The sequence below is a fragment of the Streptomyces sp. SGAir0957 genome (assembly GCF_043523415.1).
In genome coordinates this window covers 7,337,369-7,355,097 of the sequence record NZ_CP027293.1, presented here as the reverse complement: position 1 = coordinate 7,355,097, position 17,729 = coordinate 7,337,369, and the positions used below count along the sequence as shown (strand labels likewise).

13 protein-coding genes and 1 riboswitch are annotated in these 17,729 nt (G+C 72.0%); of the genes, 8 read left to right on the top strand and 5 right to left on the bottom strand.

Going from position 1 to position 17,729, the window contains the following annotated elements; genetic code table 11:
• Entirely contained in the window at positions 1 to 714 is a 714-nt protein-coding gene (locus C1N81_RS38195) for a class I SAM-dependent methyltransferase (protein ID WP_394435973.1), read from the bottom strand.
• A 316-nt stretch (positions 715 to 1,030) separates the two neighbouring features.
• On the opposite strand from C1N81_RS38195, the gene rho reads away from it, so the two are divergent.
• The 7 genes from rho to C1N81_RS38160 all read left to right on the top strand — a co-directional run bounded on the left by rho (position 1,031) and on the right by C1N81_RS38160 (position 8,801).
• Positions 1,031 to 2,164 carry a transcription termination factor Rho gene (gene rho / locus C1N81_RS38190; protein ID WP_394435972.1) on the top strand — a complete coding sequence of 378 codons (1,134 nt, stop codon included), beginning with the start codon at positions 1,031 to 1,033 and terminating at the stop codon, positions 2,162 to 2,164.
• 30 nt (positions 2,165 to 2,194) lie between these two features.
• A complete protein-coding gene (locus C1N81_RS38185; RefSeq protein WP_394435971.1) occupies positions 2,195 to 2,686 on the top strand; it encodes a GNAT family N-acetyltransferase in 492 nt (163 codons plus the stop codon).
• 83 nt (positions 2,687 to 2,769) lie between these two features.
• Positions 2,770 to 3,273: an inorganic diphosphatase gene (locus tag C1N81_RS38180; RefSeq protein WP_394435970.1), complete on the top strand. Its 504-nt coding sequence runs from the start codon at positions 2,770 to 2,772 to the stop codon at positions 3,271 to 3,273.
• 28 nt (positions 3,274 to 3,301) lie between these two features.
• Positions 3,302 to 3,533, top strand: a riboswitch (cobalamin riboswitch).
• Positions 3,534 to 3,563: 30 nt separating this feature from the next.
• A complete protein-coding gene (locus C1N81_RS38175; RefSeq protein ID WP_394435969.1) occupies positions 3,564 to 4,667 on the top strand; it encodes a Nickel transporter NicT in 1,104 nt (367 codons plus the stop codon).
• Between the two features lie 330 nt (positions 4,668 to 4,997).
• Entirely contained in the window at positions 4,998 to 6,221 is a 1,224-nt protein-coding gene (locus C1N81_RS38170) for a hypothetical protein (RefSeq protein WP_394435968.1), read from the top strand.
• Between the two features lie 238 nt (positions 6,222 to 6,459).
• Positions 6,460 to 7,959: an MFS transporter gene (locus C1N81_RS38165; protein ID WP_394435967.1), complete on the top strand. Its 1,500-nt coding sequence runs from the start codon at positions 6,460 to 6,462 to the stop codon at positions 7,957 to 7,959.
• A 128-nt stretch (positions 7,960 to 8,087) separates the two neighbouring features.
• The gene (locus C1N81_RS38160; RefSeq protein ID WP_394435966.1) at positions 8,088 to 8,801 is read left to right on the top strand and encodes a dienelactone hydrolase family protein; all 714 of its coding nucleotides are present in this window, start codon (positions 8,088 to 8,090) and stop codon (positions 8,799 to 8,801) included.
• A gap of 94 nt (positions 8,802 to 8,895) precedes the next feature.
• On the opposite strand, the gene C1N81_RS38155 is transcribed toward C1N81_RS38160, so the two are convergent.
• The 3 genes from C1N81_RS38155 to C1N81_RS38145 all read right to left on the bottom strand — a co-directional run bounded on the left by C1N81_RS38155 (position 8,896) and on the right by C1N81_RS38145 (position 14,021).
• Positions 8,896 to 10,860, bottom strand: a complete 1,965-nt coding sequence (locus C1N81_RS38155) for a M13 family metallopeptidase (protein WP_394435965.1) — start codon at positions 10,858 to 10,860, stop codon at positions 8,896 to 8,898.
• Positions 10,861 to 10,959: 99 nt separating this feature from the next.
• Entirely contained in the window at positions 10,960 to 13,179 is a 2,220-nt protein-coding gene (locus C1N81_RS38150; protein WP_394435964.1) for an NADP-dependent isocitrate dehydrogenase, read from the bottom strand.
• Between the two features lie 146 nt (positions 13,180 to 13,325).
• Positions 13,326 to 14,021, bottom strand: coding sequence for a hypothetical protein (locus tag C1N81_RS38145; protein WP_394435963.1), 696 nt, complete (start codon positions 14,019 to 14,021; stop codon positions 13,326 to 13,328).
• Positions 14,022 to 14,334: 313 nt separating this feature from the next.
• On the opposite strand from C1N81_RS38145, the gene C1N81_RS38140 reads away from it, so the two are divergent.
• Entirely contained in the window at positions 14,335 to 15,723 is a 1,389-nt protein-coding gene (locus tag C1N81_RS38140; protein WP_394435962.1) for an MFS transporter, read from the top strand.
• A 65-nt stretch (positions 15,724 to 15,788) separates the two neighbouring features.
• Here the strand turns inward: C1N81_RS38140 and C1N81_RS38135 are convergent, their stop codons facing one another.
• Positions 15,789 to 17,714 (bottom strand): helix-turn-helix domain-containing protein, encoded by a 1,926-nt coding sequence (locus C1N81_RS38135; protein WP_394435961.1) that lies wholly within the window; start codon positions 17,712 to 17,714, stop codon positions 15,789 to 15,791.
• Positions 17,715 to 17,729: the final 15 nt, after the last annotated feature.

Genomic DNA, 17,729 nt, shown 5'->3' with positions numbered 1-17,729 from the left:
TCAGGCGCGCCGCGTGGCCACGACCAGGCGGCAGCGTGGGCTGCCGTCGGGCCGCTCGCCCAGCTCCGGCAGGTCCCGCAGCGCCACGTCGAACCCGGCCGACGTCAGCTCCCGCCGTACGTCGCCGAGCCGGAACGGCCGGTAGTACATGACGAACGGCGGCCGCCACACGGCGTTGCGCACGCGCATCACGCCGTCGAAGCCGAGCATCAGCCAGTACCCGGGCGATCCCGGCCGTGCGGGAGCGGGCAGCGGGAACGCGAACTGCCCGCCGGGGCGCAGCACTTGACGCACCTGGGCGAAGAGGTCCGGGTACTGGCCCGGCAGGAAGTGGCCGAACGCGCCGAAGCTGACCACCAGGTCGAAGACCGGCCGGAAGGGCAGCGCGAGGGCGTCGCCGCGCACGTACGAGGCGGCCGGTTCGCCCGCGCGCGCGACGGTCAGCATGCCCGTGCTGAAGTCGACGCCCACGGTCCGCCCCGCGCACACCTCGCGGAGCACGCCGAGCCCCGCCCCGGTCCCGCAGCACAGGTCGAGCCCGTTCTCGTACGGGCCGAGGTCGAGCAGCGCCCGCGCGACCGGCGTGAGGACGCTGTCCGGGGTGCGGAACGGGGTGTGGTCGAACTTCGGGGCGAGCAGGTCGTAGCCGCGCTCGACCGACGACAGCGCCTGAACGGCCAGCTCGCGGAGGGTGGGGCCCTGCGGTGTGAACATGGCCGCTCAGCATAGGTCCGCCGCGCCGGGAAGTCCGCTGTTGCCTTCGACCCGGATGTGAGTGCTACAGTGCGGTTGGCACGTGTGTACGCCCCCTCTGTGGCGCCGGTGCCGAATTTCTCTCTCTTTCTCTCAGCGCCTGTCGCGCACGCATTCTCCGTCCGACGACGGTCCGCACCGCCAGGCTCCCTTCCGGCCACGGGCTTCTCCGCCCGTCGCACGGGGCGTGATGTTCCGCCCCGCCTCTCGCCGGTCCCCCCCCTTCCCTTCTCCGCTCCGCGTACGAACCGCGTCCGCGAAAGGACCGTGATCGACCATGACCACCACCACTCTGGAAGCACCCGCCACGCAGGTGAGAACAGCCGCCGGCGTCCTCGACATCGGCGCGAACGGGGCGGGCCACCTGCGCGCCGCCGACCTGCTGGCGACCCCGCACGACGTCCAGGTCCCCGCCGCCCTCGTCCGCCGGTTCGGCCTGCGCAAGGGCGACTTCGTGGCCGGGCCGTGCGGCAGGCCGCACACGCTCACCCACGTGGAGAGCGTCGACGGCGCCCCCGTCGACGCCGTCCAGGGCCGCCCCCGCTTCGCCGACCTCACCCCGCTCCACCCGTCCGAACGCCTGCGCATGGAGGCGCCGGCGAGCGGCCTCGGGGGCCGCGTCGTCGACCTCTTCGCGCCGGTCGGCAAGGGGCAGCGCGGCCTGCTCGTCGCACCGCCGAAGACCGGCAAGACGGTCTTGCTGCAACAGCTCGCCGCCGCCGTCGCCGCCAACCACCCCGAGGCCCACCTCATGGTCGTGCTCGTCGACGAACGCCCCGAGGAGGTCACCGACATGCGGCGCTCCGTGCGCGGCGACGTGTACGCCTCCACCTTCGACCAGCACGCCAAGGCGCACATCGCCCTCGCCGAACTCGCCGTCGAACGGGCCAAGCGCCTGGTCGAGCGCGGCCGCGACGTGGTCATCCTGCTCGACTCCCTCACCCGGCTGTGCCGCGCCCACAACAATGCGGCGTCCTCGGGCGGGCGCACCCTCTCCGGCGGCGTCGACGCCGCCGCGCTGCTCGGGCCCAAGTGCCTGTTCGGGGCCGCGCGGAACACCGAGGAGGCCGGCTCCCTGACGATCCTCGCCACCGCGCTCGTCGACACCGGCTCCCGCGCCGACGACTACTTCTTCGAGGAGCTCAAGAGCACCGGCAACATGGAGCTGCGCCTCGACCGCGCGCTCGCCGACCGCCGCGTCCACCCGGCCGTCGACCTCGCCCCCTCCGGCACCCGCCGCGAGGAACTCCTGCTCTCCGCGCCGGAGTTGGCCGCCGAGCGCGGACTGCGCCGGGCGCTCCACCACCGGGACGGCAGCGCCTCCTACGAAGCGCTGCTCGACAAGCTGCGCCACACCCCCGACAACGCCGCGTTCCTGCGCCAGGTCCACTCGACGGTCCCCGCGGTCTGACACCACGCCGCCATACGTGATACTCGGCGTATGAGCTCGAGCACGACGCGCCCCGGCGGTGCCCACGGCATCACGGTGCGCAGGGCCACCGCGCGCGACGCCAAGCGGCTGACCCGGCTCGTCCGCGGCTCCCGCGCCTACGAGGGCCCGTACGCGCCGATGGTCGCCGGCTACCGGGTCGGCCCGGACTACATCGAGGCGCACCGGGTCTTCGTCGCGGTCCGCCCGGCGGACGAGCGCGTCCTCGGCTTCTACTCCCTGCTCCTGGTCCCGCCGGAGCTGGACCTGATGTTCGTCGCGAACGACGCGCAGGGACTCGGCATCGGGCGCCTCCTGATCGCCCACATGCGGGACGAGGCGCACGCCGCCGGGCTCGACCACGTCCGCGTCGTCTCCCATCCGCCCGCCGAGGGCTTCTACCGCAGCGTCGGGGCGCGGCGCACCGGCACGGCGGTCGCACGCCCCCCGGCCGTCGCGTGGGACCGCCCCGAACTCGTCTTCCCCATCGACCCCGCCGTCTGAGGTCCGAGGGGTTCCGCCCCGGGCCCGCTCGGCGCACACTCGGTGGCAATTCGAGCGGGCGGCAATGCGGCAAGGAGGCCACATTGGGCGGCAGCGAGACGCGCGGCGACGCGTTCGACGTGATCGTGGAGATCCCGCAGGGCTCCCGGAACAAGTACGAGATGGACCATGAACTCGGGCGCATCCGGCTCGACCGGATGCTGTTCACCTCGACCCAGTACCCCGCGGACTACGGCTACGTGCAAGGCACCCTCGGCGGCGACGGCGACCCGCTGGACGCGCTGGTGCTGACCGGCGACGCGACGTTCCCCGGCTGCGTCATCGAGTGCCGGGCCATCGGCATGTTCGTCATGAGCGACGAGAAGGGCCCGGACGAGAAGATCCTGTGCGTGCCCGCGCACGACCCGCGCCACTCGGGCACCCAGGACATCGAGGACCTCCCCGAGTTCGACCGCCTGGAGATCACCCACTTCTTCGAGGTCTACAAGGACCTGGAGCCCGGCAAGTCCGTGGAGGGCTCGCACTGGGAGGGCCGCGACAAGGCGTACGAGGAGATCCGGCGGGCGCGCGAACGCCGGGAGGGGTAGCCGCCCGCGGCGCCGCGGGGCCCGTCCCTTAAGGTGGGCGGGCCGTGGTGCTCGGGAAGACCGGTGACGGCCCCCAGGGGTCAAGTCCGGAGCGGCCCTCGCCACTGTGATCGGGTCCCGCACCGTCTCCTCCGCCGGACGGGGCTGGTGCGGAGCACGCCGTTCCACCACGCCACTGGCCGCTCTCGGGCGGCTGGGAAGGCAGGAGCGGCGGCGCACGCCCGTAAGCCAGGAGACCGGCCACGGCATCTCACGAAGTGATCCACGAGGTGCTGGAGCGTGATCAAGGCATGACCCTGCCCGGGAACTCCCCCGAGGTCTCCCCCGCTTTCCGCTGGCGCCGTGAGGACACCGTCCGTACGGCGGGTCTCCTCGCGGTGATCGCGGCGCTGCACGTCGTCGCGTTCGGCGTGCTGTTCCTGCTGGTCGTGCCCGAGCACTACGAGGTCGGCAACAAGGCGTTCGGCATCGGGCTCGGCATCACCGCGTACACGCTCGGGATGCGGCACGCGTTCGACGCCGACCACATCGCGGCCATCGACAACACCACCCGCAAACTCATGGCCGACGGCAAGCGCCCCGTCTCGGTCGGGTTCTGGTTCGCGCTCGGCCACTCCAGCGTGGTGGTGGCGATGGCGGCGCTCGTGGCGGGCGGCGCGGCGCTCGCCGGTGTGCTCCTGGACGACGGATCCCGCACCCACCAGGTGCTCGGCGTGGTCGGCACGACGGTGTCGGGCACGTTCCTGTATGTGATCGCGGCCCTCAACCTGGTGGCGCTGCTCGGCATCCTGAAGGTGTTCCGGGCGATGCGCGAAGGCTCGTACAACGAGCGAGAACTGGAACAGCACCTGGATTCCCGCGGGTTCATGAACCGTGTCCTCGGCCGCTTCACCAAGTCGATCACCCGCCCCGGCCAGATGTACCCGCTCGGCTTCCTCTTCGGCCTCGGCTTCGACACGGCCACCGAGGTGACGCTCATGGTCATGGCGGGCAGCGGGGCCGCGGCCGGACTGCCCTGGTACGCGATCCTCTGCCTGCCCCTGCTCTTCGCGGCGGGCATGAGCCTGTTCGACACGCTGGACGGCACGTTCATGAACTTCGCCTACCAGTGGGCGTTCTCCAACCCGGTGCGCAAGGTGTTCTACAACCTCACCATCACCGGGCTCTCGATCGCCGTCGCCTTCTTCATCGGCACGATCGAACTGGTCGGCGTCCTGCACGAGAAACTCGCCCTGACCGACGCGGTGACCGGCTGGATCGCCGGCCTCGACCTCGACAACGTGGGCTACGTCATCGTCGGCCTCTTCGTCGCGGTGTGGGCGGCGGCGCTCGCGTACTGGCGCCTCGCCCGGGTCGAGCAGCGCTGGTCGGCGCGGGTCGCCGAAGGCGGGTAGGGCGGGGCCCGTGCCGGGTCCTGTGGCGCGGGGGGCCACGGGGGCGCGCGAAAGCGGGCCGTTCGGCCCAGCCAGGAGGGTCACTCGGCCCGCATACCAGGGCCGTCCCCCTGGGGATACTGCTGAGCAGAGCCTCCCGTGCCCTCGCTCTCCCGCCGCGGCGCACGGTCGAGGCCCGGGCCCGCCGGTCGCAGTGGGGGGAGCTGCAATCGGCGGGCCCGGCACCTTCTCCCTCCGGGGGCCTGATGCTGTCGGTCCCGGGGCGGAGCCGCCCGGGGAGATAAGGTTTCGGGTCGAACCGCACGCGCCCGAGCACCCAGGAGCACCTACGTGACCGTAGCCATCGACTCGTCCGAGCCACCCGTTCCGTCCGGCGAGGACACCGGGGAGACGACCGCCGCGGAGCAGACCCCGGAGGCGGACGTGCCCGAGGCCCGCCATGCCGAGGACGACGGAAACGGGGCGGGCCGGCTGGACGCACCGGACCGGCCCGGACCGGCCGACTCCGACGGCGGTGAGAACTTCTGGCAGCCGGCGGATGCCGAGGGCGCCGGGGGGCACGTCGTACCGGAGGTCATCGCTCGTGACGCCCGTGAGTTCGGGGTCTATGCGCGTACCGGTGGATGGACGTTCGCTCTGAAGGTGGCCAGGAGTGTGCGCCCCGGGGGCCAGCCCGCCGGGGAATCACCGAAGGTCTCCGCACGGAGGTTCGCCGAGCTGGCCGAGTGCTCCGCCGACCGTGTCATGCGGTTCTACAAGGCGTGGGACCGGGCGGCGGACGACGGCGTGGTCCCGCAGTTCGAGGCGCTGGCGCCGGGCGCGGAGACCGAGTTGCCGGACGCCGACCTGTGGCTGCAGTACTACGCGTCCCGTTCCAGCGCGACCAGCGTGCGCGGTCAGGCGATCACCGAGGCCGCCGAGGCGGAGGGCATCCGGCCGACCAAGGCCCTGGAGGTCGCCGAGAACCCGACGGCCCTGCGGGCCGCGATCCTCGCCGACCCGGGCACCGCGGAGGCGGCCCGCAAGGCGCTGCTCGACCGCATGGACGAGGACCCGCTGCTCCGCTCGGACCTGGCCCGCGACATCGTGCGCACGGACGATCTGAAGAAAGCGGTCGCGGAGGAGTCCAAGACCGGCGACCGCCTCGAGTACGTTCGGAAGATCGCCGAGGAGGGCCAGGTCAAGACGGCCGCCGGCCAGAAGATCGAGGCGCCGCAGGAGCTGCGCGAGGAGGCCGAGCGGCATCTCTCCCTCATCGACGAGCTCGACGAGGACGAGGAGGCGGGCGAGTGGGCCCGCGAGGCGTACGACTCCGTACGCACGCTCATCGCGGAGACCGTCGAGGCGGACCCCGAGCTGCGCGTGCAGGAGCGCCGCGCGAAGTTCTACAGCAGCCTGCAGAAGGCGACGAAGGCGTTCGAGGAGCTGACCTTCGACGACATCCAGGAGATCGACGACATCTACGAGGACGACATGGTCCGCCGCCTGGAGGAGCTGCAGACCGCCCTCTCGGCGTGCATCAGCGCTCTGCAGACCGCCCAGCAGAAGGGCTGACCCGCCCCGCCCGTACGGACTCGCCCGATGCCCGGCCTCCCCTCGTGGGAGCGCCGGGCATCGGCGTCCGGGGGCGTGTCGCGCACATCACGCCACCCTCCCCCAGCGAAACGTTGCCGTTTCGCTTACGGAGTCGTACGCTCGTCGAGGCGGTGAACGAAACCGTTTCGTTTCTTTCCCGCACGCTCTCATCCCCGGACTCTCATCCCCGCACTCTCATCCCTGGAGTGGCCTCCTCATGTCCCAGACGACAGCGGCCGACGCGACCGGCGTGGCGACCCCGCCGGATCCCAAGGTCTCGGCCCGGCGCTGGTGGATCCTCGGCATCATCGGCATCGCGCAGCTCATGGTCGTGCTCGACGCGACGATCGTGAACATCGCGCTCCCCTCGGCCCAGCAGGACCTCGGCTTCACCGACGGCAACCGGCAGTGGATCGTCACCGCCTACGCCCTCGCCTTCGCCTCCCTGCTCCTGCTCGGCGGCCGCATCGCCGACCTCTTCGGCCGCAAGCCCGCCTTCCTGATCGGTGTCGCGGGCTTCGCGGGCGCCTCGGTCCTCGGCGGCGCGTCCACCAGCTTCGGCATGCTGGTGACGGCCCGCGCCCTGCAAGGTGTCTTCGGCGCGCTGCTCGCACCGGCCGCCCTCTCCCTGCTCAACACGACGTTCACCGACGCGAAGGAGCGCGCCAAGGCGTTCAGCGTCTACGGCGCCATCGCGGGCGCGGGCGGCGCGGTCGGACTGCTGCTCGGCGGCGTCCTGACCGACACGCTCGACTGGCGCTGGACGCTGTACGTGAACCTCGTCTTCGCCGTCGCCGCCTTCATCGGCGGCTGGGTCCTCCTGAGCAACCACCGCGACGCGGCGGGCGCCAAGCTCGACCTGCCCGGCACGGTGCTCGTCTCCGCCGGCCTCTTCTCCCTCGTCTACGGGTTCTCGAACGCCGAGACGCACGACTGGGGCTCCCCGCTGACCTGGGGCTTCCTGGCCGCGGGCGCGGTCCTGCTCGCCGCCTTCGCCTGGTGGCAGACGCGGGCCAAGCACCCGCTGCTCCCGATGCGCGTCCTGCTCGACCGGGACCGGGCCGCCTCGTTCGTCACCGTCCTGATCACGGGCGCGGGCATGTTCGGCGTGTTCCTCTTCCTGACCTACTACCTCCAGCTGAACCTCGGCTTCAGCCCCACCAGGACGGGCCTCGCGTTCCTGCCGATGATGGCCACCCTGATGGTCATGGCGCAGGTCTCCACGACGGTCCTGGTGCCGCGGATCGGCCCGAAGGTCGTCATCCCGGCCGGGTTCGCCGTCGCCGCGATCGGCATGGCGTGGCTGACCGGCATCGGCCTCGACTCCGGGTTCACCACGCACGTCCTGCCGCAGCTGCTGCTCATCGGCGCGGGCCTGGGCGCCGTGATGCCGCCCGCCATGGCGCTGGCCACCAGCGGCATCGCCGCCGAGGACGCGGGCGTCGCCTCCGCCACCGTCAACACCATGCAGCAGGTGGGCGGTTCGATCGGCACCGCGCTGCTGAACACGCTCGCCGCGAGCGCCGCCACCAGCTACCTCTCGGGCCGCAACCCGGCGGACAAGCTGACCCGGGCGCAGGCCACGATCGAGAGCTACACGACCGCGTTCTGGTGGTCGGCGGGCTTCTTCGCCGCCGGCGCGGTCATCGCCTTCCTGCTGTACCGGCGCGGGGCCGTCCAGCAGGACCCGGACGCGGCACCGGTCGTCCACATGTGACGTCGTACGCGCCGCGTCCACCCGCAGGGGCCGCCGTTCGCAGGGAGACGGCGGCCCCTGCGCATGTCCGGGCGGGGGCAGTGGCATCGTGGGAGTCGATCATCGAGCTTCAGCCCAGGAGGCACCTCGTGACGGACACCCCCGGCACCCCCCGCGCCACCGGCCGCACGGCCCACCAGAACGTGACGTTCGACAGCAACGGCACCCCTGCCCACGGCTATCTCGCCCTGCCGCCCACCGGCAGCGGCCCGGGCGTCATCGTCATCCAGGAGTGGTGGGGCCTGACGGACCATATCGCCGACGTGACCGACCGCCTCGCGGGCGAGGGCTTCGTCGCCCTCGCGCCCGACCTCTACGGCGGCAACGTGGCGCACGACTCCGACGAGGCGCTGCGCATGATGCGGGACCTGCCCGTCGAGCGCGGCGTCGAACTGCTCTCCGGCGCCGTCGACCACCTGCTGTCGCTGCCCGAGGTCACCTCGGACTCCGTCGGCGCGGTCGGCTTCTGCATGGGCGGCGGTTTCGTCCTCTATCTGGCGGCCAAGGACCCGCGGGTCAGCGCGGCCGTCCCGTTCTACGGCGTCATCCAGGGCGAGGTCCCCGACTTCTCGGGCCTGAAGGCGCAGATCCTCGGCCACTACGGGGAGCGGGACCAGTCGATCCCGGTGCCCACCCTCAACGGCCTGCGCCGCGCCATCAAGGACCAGTCGGGCATCGAGGCGGACCTGCGCCTCTACCCGGCGGACCACGCCTTCTTCAACGACGGCCGCCCGGAGGTGTACGACCCGGAGGCATCGGCGAAGGCATGGACGGCGACGCTGGACTTCCTGAAGCAGATCTAGCCTCGCTCTTGTACGAGAGGCAGCGGGGTCCGGGGCGGAGCCCCGAGACGGCGGGTCCGGGAGGCGCCGACCTCCCGGACCCGCCCCACCTCGACTACCAGATCCGCACCCGATCAGCCGGATCGAGCCACAACCCGTCCCCCACGGCAGTGGAGAACGCCGAGTGGAACTCGTCCAGGTTCCGCACGATGTTCGCCCGGAACTCCGGCGGCGAGTGCGGGTCGATCGTCAGGTACTGCTGCTCCTGCTCCTTGCGCCGCTTGGTGCGCCAGCAGTATGCCCAGTTCAGGAAGAGCCGCTGGGAGCCGCTGAGCCCGTCCTCGCCGACCGGCACCTCCGCCCCGTCGAGCGCGATCAGGTAGGCGGTGTGGCCGATGGTGAGGCCGCCGAGGTCGCCGATGTTCTCGCCGACGGTCAGGGAGCCGTTGACGTACTCGCCGGGCAGGTTGCGCGGCGAGAAGCCGTCGTACTGCTTGATGAGCGCCTTGGACTTGCCCTCGAAGGCGGCCTTGTCGTCGGCGGTCCACCAGTCGTTCAGGTTGCCCTGTCCGTCGTACTGGGCGCCCTGGTCGTCGAAGCCGTGGCCAATCTCGTGGCCGATGACGGCGCCGATGCCGCCGTAGTTCTCGGCGGCGTCCGCGTCCGGCGAGAAGAACGGCTTCTGCAGGATGCCGGCCGGGAAGCAGATCTCGTTGGTGCCCGGGTTGTAGTAGGCGTTGACCGTCTGCGGGAGCATGAACCACTCGTCGCGGTCGACCGGCGCGCCGATCTTGGCCATCTGGCGGTCGTGCTCGAAGGCGTCGGCGGCGTGCGCGTTGGCGAGGAGGTCGTCGGCGACGACGGTGAGCGCCGAGTAGTCGCGGAACCGGTCCGGGTAGCCGATCTTCGGGCGGAACGTGGCGAGCTTCTCGTACGCCCGCTCCTTCGTCTCGTCCGTCATCCAGTCCAGGGCGGCGATGGACTGCCGGTACGCCGCGAGGAGGTTGGCGACCAGCTCGTCCATGAGCGCCTTGGACGTCGGCGGGAAGTGCCGCGCCACGTACTCCTTGCCGACGGCCTCGCCCATGGCGCCCTCGACGAAGGCGACGGCGCGCTTCCAGCGGGCGCGCAGCTCGGGCGTGCCGTTGAGCGTGCGCCCGTAGAACTCGAAGTTGTTGCGGACGAACGCGGAGGACAGGTACGGGGCGGCGTCGCGCACCACGCGCACCGTCAGCCAGTCGCGCCACTGCTCGATGGGCGTCTCGGCGAGGACGGTGGAGAGGTGGGCGAGGTAGGAGGGCTGGCGGACACAGGACTGGGCGAGCGTGTCGTCGTTGCCGCCGAGCCCGGTGACGTAGCCGCGCCAGTCGAACTCCGGGGCCAGCTTGGTGAGTTCGTCGAACGTCGTCAGGTTGTACGTCTTCTGCACGTCACGTGTCTCGGCGCGCTCCCAGTGTCCTGCGGCGAGCCGCGTCTCCAGGGCGAGGACGGTGCGTGCGGCGGCGGCCGGGTCCGGGTGCTCGGCGAGCGTGAGCAGCTCGGTGAGGTAGGCCTCGTACTTCTCGCGGGTCTCGGCGAACTTCTCGTCGCGGTAGTACGACTCGTCGGGCAGGCCGAGGCCGCCCTGGAGGATGTTGTAGAGGTAGCGGTCGGAATCGCGGTCGTCGGTGTCGATGTACGAGCCGAAGAGGCCGGAGCCGCCGAGGCGCTCGAAGCGGCCGACGAAGGCGGCGAGCTGCCGTGTGCCGGTCAGTCCTGCCACCTCCGCGAGCAGGGGGCGCAGCGGGTCGAGGCCGCGGGCCTCGACGGCGTCCTCGTCCATGAACGACGCGTAGAGGTCGGCGATCTTGCGCGCCTCGTCCGGGGCGAGGCCGGTGGGGCCGCCCGCCGCGGTCTCCTGAATGATCTCCTTGACCTGCTGCTCGGCGACGTCGACGAGCTGCACGAAGGGGCCCCAGCTGGAGCGGTCGTCGGGGATCGGCTCGGTCGCGAGCCAGCGGCCGTTCACGTGGCCGAAGAGGTCGTCCTGCGGTCGGATCTCCGGGTCCATGCCCGGACGTGCGTCATCCAGAGTGCTCATCGCCGCAGCCTACCCAGGTCAGACCGGTAAAAGCGTGCCGGATGCGACACCGCCCCGGACGGCGGGGAGCCGTCCGGGGCGGTGTGCGGTGCCGGTGGATCAGGCGAGGGAGGCGAGCGCCTCGTTCAGCGTCTGCGACGGACGCATGACGGCGGCGGCCTTCGCCGGGTCGGGCTGGAAGTAGCCGCCGATGTCGGCCGGGCTGCCCTGGACGGCGATCAGCTCGTCGACGATCTTCTGCTCGTTCGCGGAGAGCTTCTCGGCGAGCGCGGCGAACGCCTTGGCGAGCTCCGCGTCGTCGGTCTGCCGGGCCAGCTCCTGGGCCCAGTAGAGGGCGAGGTAGAAGTGGCTGCCGCGGTTGTCGATGCCGCCGACGCGGCGGGTCGGCGACTTGTCCTCGTTGAGGAAGGTGCCGGTGGCGCGGTCGAGGGTCTCGCCGAGGACCTTGGCGTGCTTGTTGCCGGTGGTGGTGGCGAGGTGCTCGAAGGAGACGGCCAGGGCGAGGAACTCACCGAGGGAGTCCCAGCGCAGGTAGTTCTCCTTGACGAGCTGCTGGACGTGCTTGGGGGCGGAGCCGCCGGCGCCCGTCTCGAAGAGGCCGCCGCCGTTCATCAGCGGGACGACGGAGAGCATCTTGGCGCTGGTGCCCAGCTCCAGGATGGGGAAGAGGTCGGTCAGGTAGTCGCGGAGCACGTTGCCGGTGACCGAGATGGTGTTGAGGCCCTGGCGGATGCGCTCGACGGAGAGCTTGGTGGCGTCCTCCGGGGAGAGGATCCGGATGTCCAGGCCCTCGGTGTCGAACTCCGGCAGGTACTGCTCGACCTTCTTGATCAGCTGGGCGTCGTGGGCACGGCCCTCGTCCAGCCAGAAGACGGCCGGGTCGCCGGTGGCGCGGGCGCGCGTGACGGCGAGCTTGACCCAGTCCTTGATCGGGGCGTCCTTGGTCTGGCAGGCGCGGAAGATGTCGCCCTCGGAGACGGTCTGCTCCAGGACGACGTCGCCGGCCTTGTTCACCAGGCGGACGGTGCCCGTGGTGGGGATCTCGAAGGTCTTGTCGTGCGAGCCGTACTCCTCGGCCTTCTGCGCCATGAGGCCGACGTTCGGCACGGAGCCCATGGTGGAGGGGTCGAAGGCGCCGTTGGCGCGGCAGTCGTCGATGACGACCTGGTAGACGCCCGCGTAGGAGGAGTCCGGGATGACGGCGAGGGTGTCGGCCTCGGCGCCGTTCGCGTCCCACATGTGGCCGGAGGTGCGGATCATCGCGGGCATGGAGGCGTCGATGATGACGTCCGACGGGACGTGCAGGTTGGTGATGCCGCGGTCGGAGTCGACCATGGCCAGGTCCGGGCCCGCGGCCAGCTCGGCCTCGAAGGACGCCTTGATGTCGGCGCCGTTCTCCAGGGCCTCCAGGCCCTTGTAGATGCCGCCGAGGCCGTCGTTCGGGGTGAGGCCCGCGGCGGCCAGGTCGGCGCCGAAGCGGGCGAACGTCTCCGGGAAGAAGGCGCGGACGACGTGGCCGAAGATGATCGGGTCGGAGACCTTCATCATGGTGGCCTTGAGGTGCGCGGAGAAGAGGACGCCCTCCTCCTTGGCGCGGGCGACCTGGGCGGTCAGGAACTCGCGCAGGGCGGCGACGCGCAGCACGGAGGCGTCGACGACCTCACCGGCGAGGACCGGGACGGACTCGCGCAGGACGGTGGTGGTGCCGTTGTCGGCGACCAGCTCGATGCGCAGGGCGTCGTCGGCGGCGATGACGGTGGACTTCTCGGTCGAGCGGAAGTCGTTGACGCCCATCGTGGCGACGTTCGTCTTGGAGTCGGCGGACCAGGCACCCATGCGGTGCGGGTGGGCCTTGGCGTAGTTCTTGACCGAGGCGGGGGCGCGGCGGTCCGAGTTGCCCTCACGCAGGACGGGGTTCACGGCGGAACCCTTGACCTTGTCGTAGCGGGCGCGGATCTCGCGCTCCTCGTCCGTCTTCGGCTCGTCGGGGTACGCGGGCAGCGCGTAGCCCTGCTCCTGCAGCTCGGCTACGGCGGCCTTCAGCTGCGGGATGGACGCCGAGATGTTCGGCAGCTTGATGATGTTGGCCTGCGGCGTCTTCGCCAGCTCGCCCAGCTCGGCGAGGGCGTCGGGGATGCGCTGGCCCTCCTCCAGGTACTCCGGGAACACGGCGAGGATGCGGCCGGCCAGGGAGATGTCACGGGTCTCGACGCGCACACCGGCGGTGGACGCGTAGGCCTCGATGACCGGCAGGAAGGAATACGTCGCGAGGGCCGGGGCCTCGTCAGTGTGCGTGTAAATAATGGTCGAGTCAGTCACCGGGGGCTCCGCTCCACGTCTTCCATCGTCGTCTGCTGTCGTGCGCATATTGCTCGACATCAAGATATCTCGTGCCGGGCTCAATCCCGAAAGGGCCCCGCTCCGGTCATGACCGGCAGCCCCCGATCAGGGGCGAAAGATCCCGGTCACGCGTGATAGAGCACCCGCACCACCATCGTGTCGGCGGGCAGTCCGTCCAGGTGGGCGTTGAACGCCCGGTCGTAGTCCGGCCCCCCGGCCTCCACCCACCGCCCGTCGAGGGTGAGCAGCGCGGGGGTGGGGAGCACGGCGGCGACATGGCGGGCCACGTACGTCTCCAGATCGTCGTCGAGGTGAGTGGCGGGATCCCCGGTGAACCGCTCCTCCAGGGCGGGGTCGGCGTCGATCGCGCGGATCAAGGGCTGTTCCCGGAACGCCGCCACGGCCGCCTCCCGGCCGAGGTCGGCCTCGAACCGGTGGAAGGGGAGCGCCGGCGGGTGGCGGGCGGCGAAGAGCTGGTAGGCCCTCCAGTCGTCGCTCCTGCGCCGGGCCTCGGCCGCGCGGGGTGTACCGAGGTCGAGGAGGCCTCGCGGACCGCCGTGGCAGCGGGAGGGCGGCAGGTCCCCGGAGGGCTCGACCCAGTCGTCGTGGCGCACGAGCCGCGGGTCGTCCTCGTAGCCGGGGAGCACGTCGAAGAGACAGTTCGCCCCGGAGACATGCCAGTAGTCCCACTCCCCCACCCGGTCCGGATCGGGGTGGTCCTCACGGTCGTACCGGTAGGGGGCCATGGCCTGCCCGATCGCCCGCTTCAGCCCGGCCGGGCCGACGGGCGGCAGACAGACGGTGATGCGCTGCTTGCCCACGCTCTTCCCTTCCCATGTCCTGATCGGCCCACCTTGGCAGGCCGCACCGGCCGGAGGGCCGGCGGGAGGGTCGGCGGGAGGGTCGGTGGGCTGCCCTCACCCCTGGCTCCCCTCACCCCTGGCCTCCCTCACCCCTGGCCTCCCTCACCCCCGCGGCCCGGCGCGCTCCCGCGGGCGTCACCGGTGGGGGCCGCACGCACACCCGTGGGCCCAACTATGGGTGTCCACCACATGTGCGCTCGATCGGCGCGTTCCTACGGTGTGGCGACACGAACCCGTCCCCGTCCCCGTGACCCGCCCGGAAGTGGTACCCATGGCCGCCTCTGCATCCGCTCCGTCCGCCCCCGCCAGCCTCAAGCGCATCGTCGCGGCGAGTCTCATCGGCACCACGATCGAGTGGTACGACTTCTTCCTCTACGGCTCCGCCGCCGCGCTCGTCTTCAACAAGCTGTTCTTCCCCGAGTCCGACCCGCTCGTCGGCACCCTGCTCTCGTTCCTGACCTACGCCGTCGGTTTCGCGGCGCGCCCGCTCGGCGCGCTCGTCTTCGGCCACTACGGCGACCGCCTCGGCCGCAAGAAGCTCCTGGTCCTGAGCCTGCTGATGATGGGCGGCGCGACCTTCGCGATCGGCCTGCTTCCGACCTACGCGAGTGTCGGCGCGGCGGCGCCCGTCCTGCTGACCCTGCTGCGCCTGGTCCAGGGGTTCGCCCTCGGCGGCGAGTGGGGCGGGGCGGTGCTGCTGGTCTCCGAGCACGGGGACGCCGAGCGGCGCGGTTTCTGGGCGTCGTGGCCGCAGACCGGCGCCCCCGCGGGACAGCTCCTCGCGACCGGCGTCCTCTCCGCCCTGACCGCGCTGATCTCGGACGACGCGTTCACCTCGTGGGGCTGGCGCATACCGTTCCTGCTCTCCGGTGTCCTTGTGATGGTCGGTCTGTGGATTCGTCTCTCTGTCGATGAATCGCCCGTCTTCAAGGAGGCCCTGGCCCGCGCCGAGGCGCGCAAGGCGGAGGCCGGGGCGGTGGAGAAGATGCCGCTCGTCGCGGTCCTGCGCCACCACTGGCGCGACGTCCTGGTCGCGATCGGCGCCCGTATGGCCGAGAACATCAGCTACTACGTGATCACGGCCTTCATCCTCGTGTACGCCACGACATCGGCCGGGGTCTCCAAGCAGACCGCGCTGAACGCCGTCCTCATCGCCTCCGCCGTGCACTTCGCGGCCATTCCGGCCTGGGGTGCGCTGTCGGACCGGGTCGGACGCCGCCCGGTGTATCTGCTGGGCGCGGCGGGCGTCGGCCTGTGGATGTTCCCGTTCTTCTCCCTCGTCGACACCGCGAGCTTCGGCAACCTGATCCTCGCCGTCACCGTCGGCCTCGTCCTGCACGGCGCGATGTACGCCCCGCAGGCCGCCTTCTTCTCCGAGATGTTCGCGACCCGGATGCGCTACTCCGGCGCCTCGATCGGGGCCCAGTTCGCCTCGGTGGCGGCGGGCGCGCCCGCGCCGCTCATCGCGACGGCGCTGCTCGCGGACTACGGCAGTTCGACGCCGATCGCGCTGTACGTGATCGCCGCCGCGCTGCTCACCCTGATCGCCGTCGGCGTTGCGAAGGAGACCCGCCACCGCGACCTGGCCGGCATCGAGCCGCAGGACGGCGCCACGGGCGAGCCCGCGGCCGAACGCCGGGCGGACGTGCACAGCGTCTGAGCGAACCGGACCACCCGCGCCGACCCCGTACGCCGCGCGCGTACGGGGTCGGCGCGGGTCCGGGGTCAGCGCGGGTCCGGGCCCGCGAGCCGGTGCAGCCGCAGTGCCAGCTGGATCTCCAGGGACCGCGCGGGCGCCTGCCAGTCGGCGCCGAGGAGCCGCCCGATCCGCTCCAGACGCTGGGCGACGGTGTTCACATGGACGTGCAGGGCGTCCTTCGTACGGGCCGGGCTCATCCCGGACGCGAAGTAGGCGTCGAGCGTGCGCACGAGGTCGGTGCCCCGGCGTTCGTCGTAGGTGACGACCTCGCCGATGGTGCGGGCGACGAACCCGCCGATGTCGCGGCTGTCGGCGAGCAGCAGCCCGAGGAAGCCGAAGTCCTCGGCCGCCGCGCCCTCGCCCGCGCGGCCGAGCAGGCGCAGCGCGTCGAGGCAGCGGCGGGCCTCGGCGTACGCGAGCGCCGCCGCGTCGGCCCGGGTGGCGAGGTCCGCGACGGGCGCGGAGGCCCCGACAGTGACCGGTTCGTGGATCGCCGCCGACAGCCGCTTGGCGACGTGCGCGGCGATGTCGGAGGCCGTGCCGTCCGCACGCAGCGGCAGGAGCAGGACCGTACCGCCGTCGCGTGCGGCGGCAAGGCCCTGCCGCGTCGCCGCGAGGTGGCTGGCCGCCGACCACAGGCGGCGGCGCGTGGCGGCCTCCTCCTCGGCGTCGGCACCGGCCGTCTCCGGGCGGGCGGCGAGCACGGCGTGCGCGGTGTCGAGGTCGGCGTGGAGCCGGGCGGCGCGCTCGCGCAGCAGGCGCGGATCGTGGTCACGGGCGTCGAGCAGGTCGTCCAACAGCTCCCCTCGCACCCGCTGTTCCGCCTCGGCTGCCGAACGGCGCGCAAGGAGCAGCAGGGACGTGACCATCGCGGCGCGCTCCAGGGTCCGCTGGTCGACGGGGTCGAGCCGGCCCTGGCCGCGCAGCACGAGGGCGCCGAGGAGTTCGCCGCCGGCGGCGACGGCCGCGACCCAGTCGTCGCCCCGGCGCACCGCGTGGCCCTCGGCGCGGGACGCCTCGAGCGCCTCGCCCGGCGCGGTGTCCGCGTCGCTGAACTCGACGGTGCCGTCGAGGACTTGGGAGACGGCGGCGGCCACGTCGTGCACGCCGCCGCCGCGCAGCACCAGTTCGGCGAGGCGGTCGTGGACGTCGGAGGCGCGCTCGATGACACCGCTGCGGTCGCGGATGATCGCGTTGGCCCGCTCCAGCTCGCCGAGCGCCTCGCGGGTCTCGGTGAGCAGGTTCGCGGTGTCGATGGCGGCCGCGGCGAGCGCCGCGAACGAGCCGAGCAGCGCGATCTCCTCGCGTGCGAAGACCCGCGCGCGGCGGTCGGCTGCGAACAGGACGCCGATCACGTGCGGCCCGAGCGACAGCGGCACCCCGAGGATCGCGACGAGGCCCTCGTCGTGGACCCCGGCGTCGATGGTGCGGGTGTGCTGGAAGCGCACGTCCTGCCCGTAGTTGTCGGTGACGTAGGGCCGTGCGGTCTGCGCGACGAGCCCGCCGAGCCCCTCCCCCATCCCCAGCCGCAACTGCTGGAACCGGGCGGCGACGGAGCCCTCGGTCACGCGCATGTACGTGTCCCCGCGCGCCGGGTCGTTCAGCGTCAGGTACGCCACGTCGGTGCCGAGCAGCGACCGGGCCCGCTGCACGATGGCCGGGAGCACGGCGTCGAGGTCGCGGAGTCCCGCCAGGTCGTGGGCGGTCTCGAACAGCGCGGACAGCTCGGCCTCGCGGCGCCGCCTGCCCTCCATCTCCTCCCGCACGCCGAGCGCGAGCCGCTTGGCGCGCTCCAGGGCGGCTGTGCGCGTGGGGTCCGCGCCCTCCGCGCGCGCGAGCAGCACGGGTTGTTCGTAGGCGTCGGCGGAGGCGCCCCGGGCGAGGAGTTCCAGGAACGGGGCCTGGGGATCGGCCTGCTCGGCCTGCGCCGGGTGCGGTGGGTGCTGCTCCATGGGCAACAGGATCAC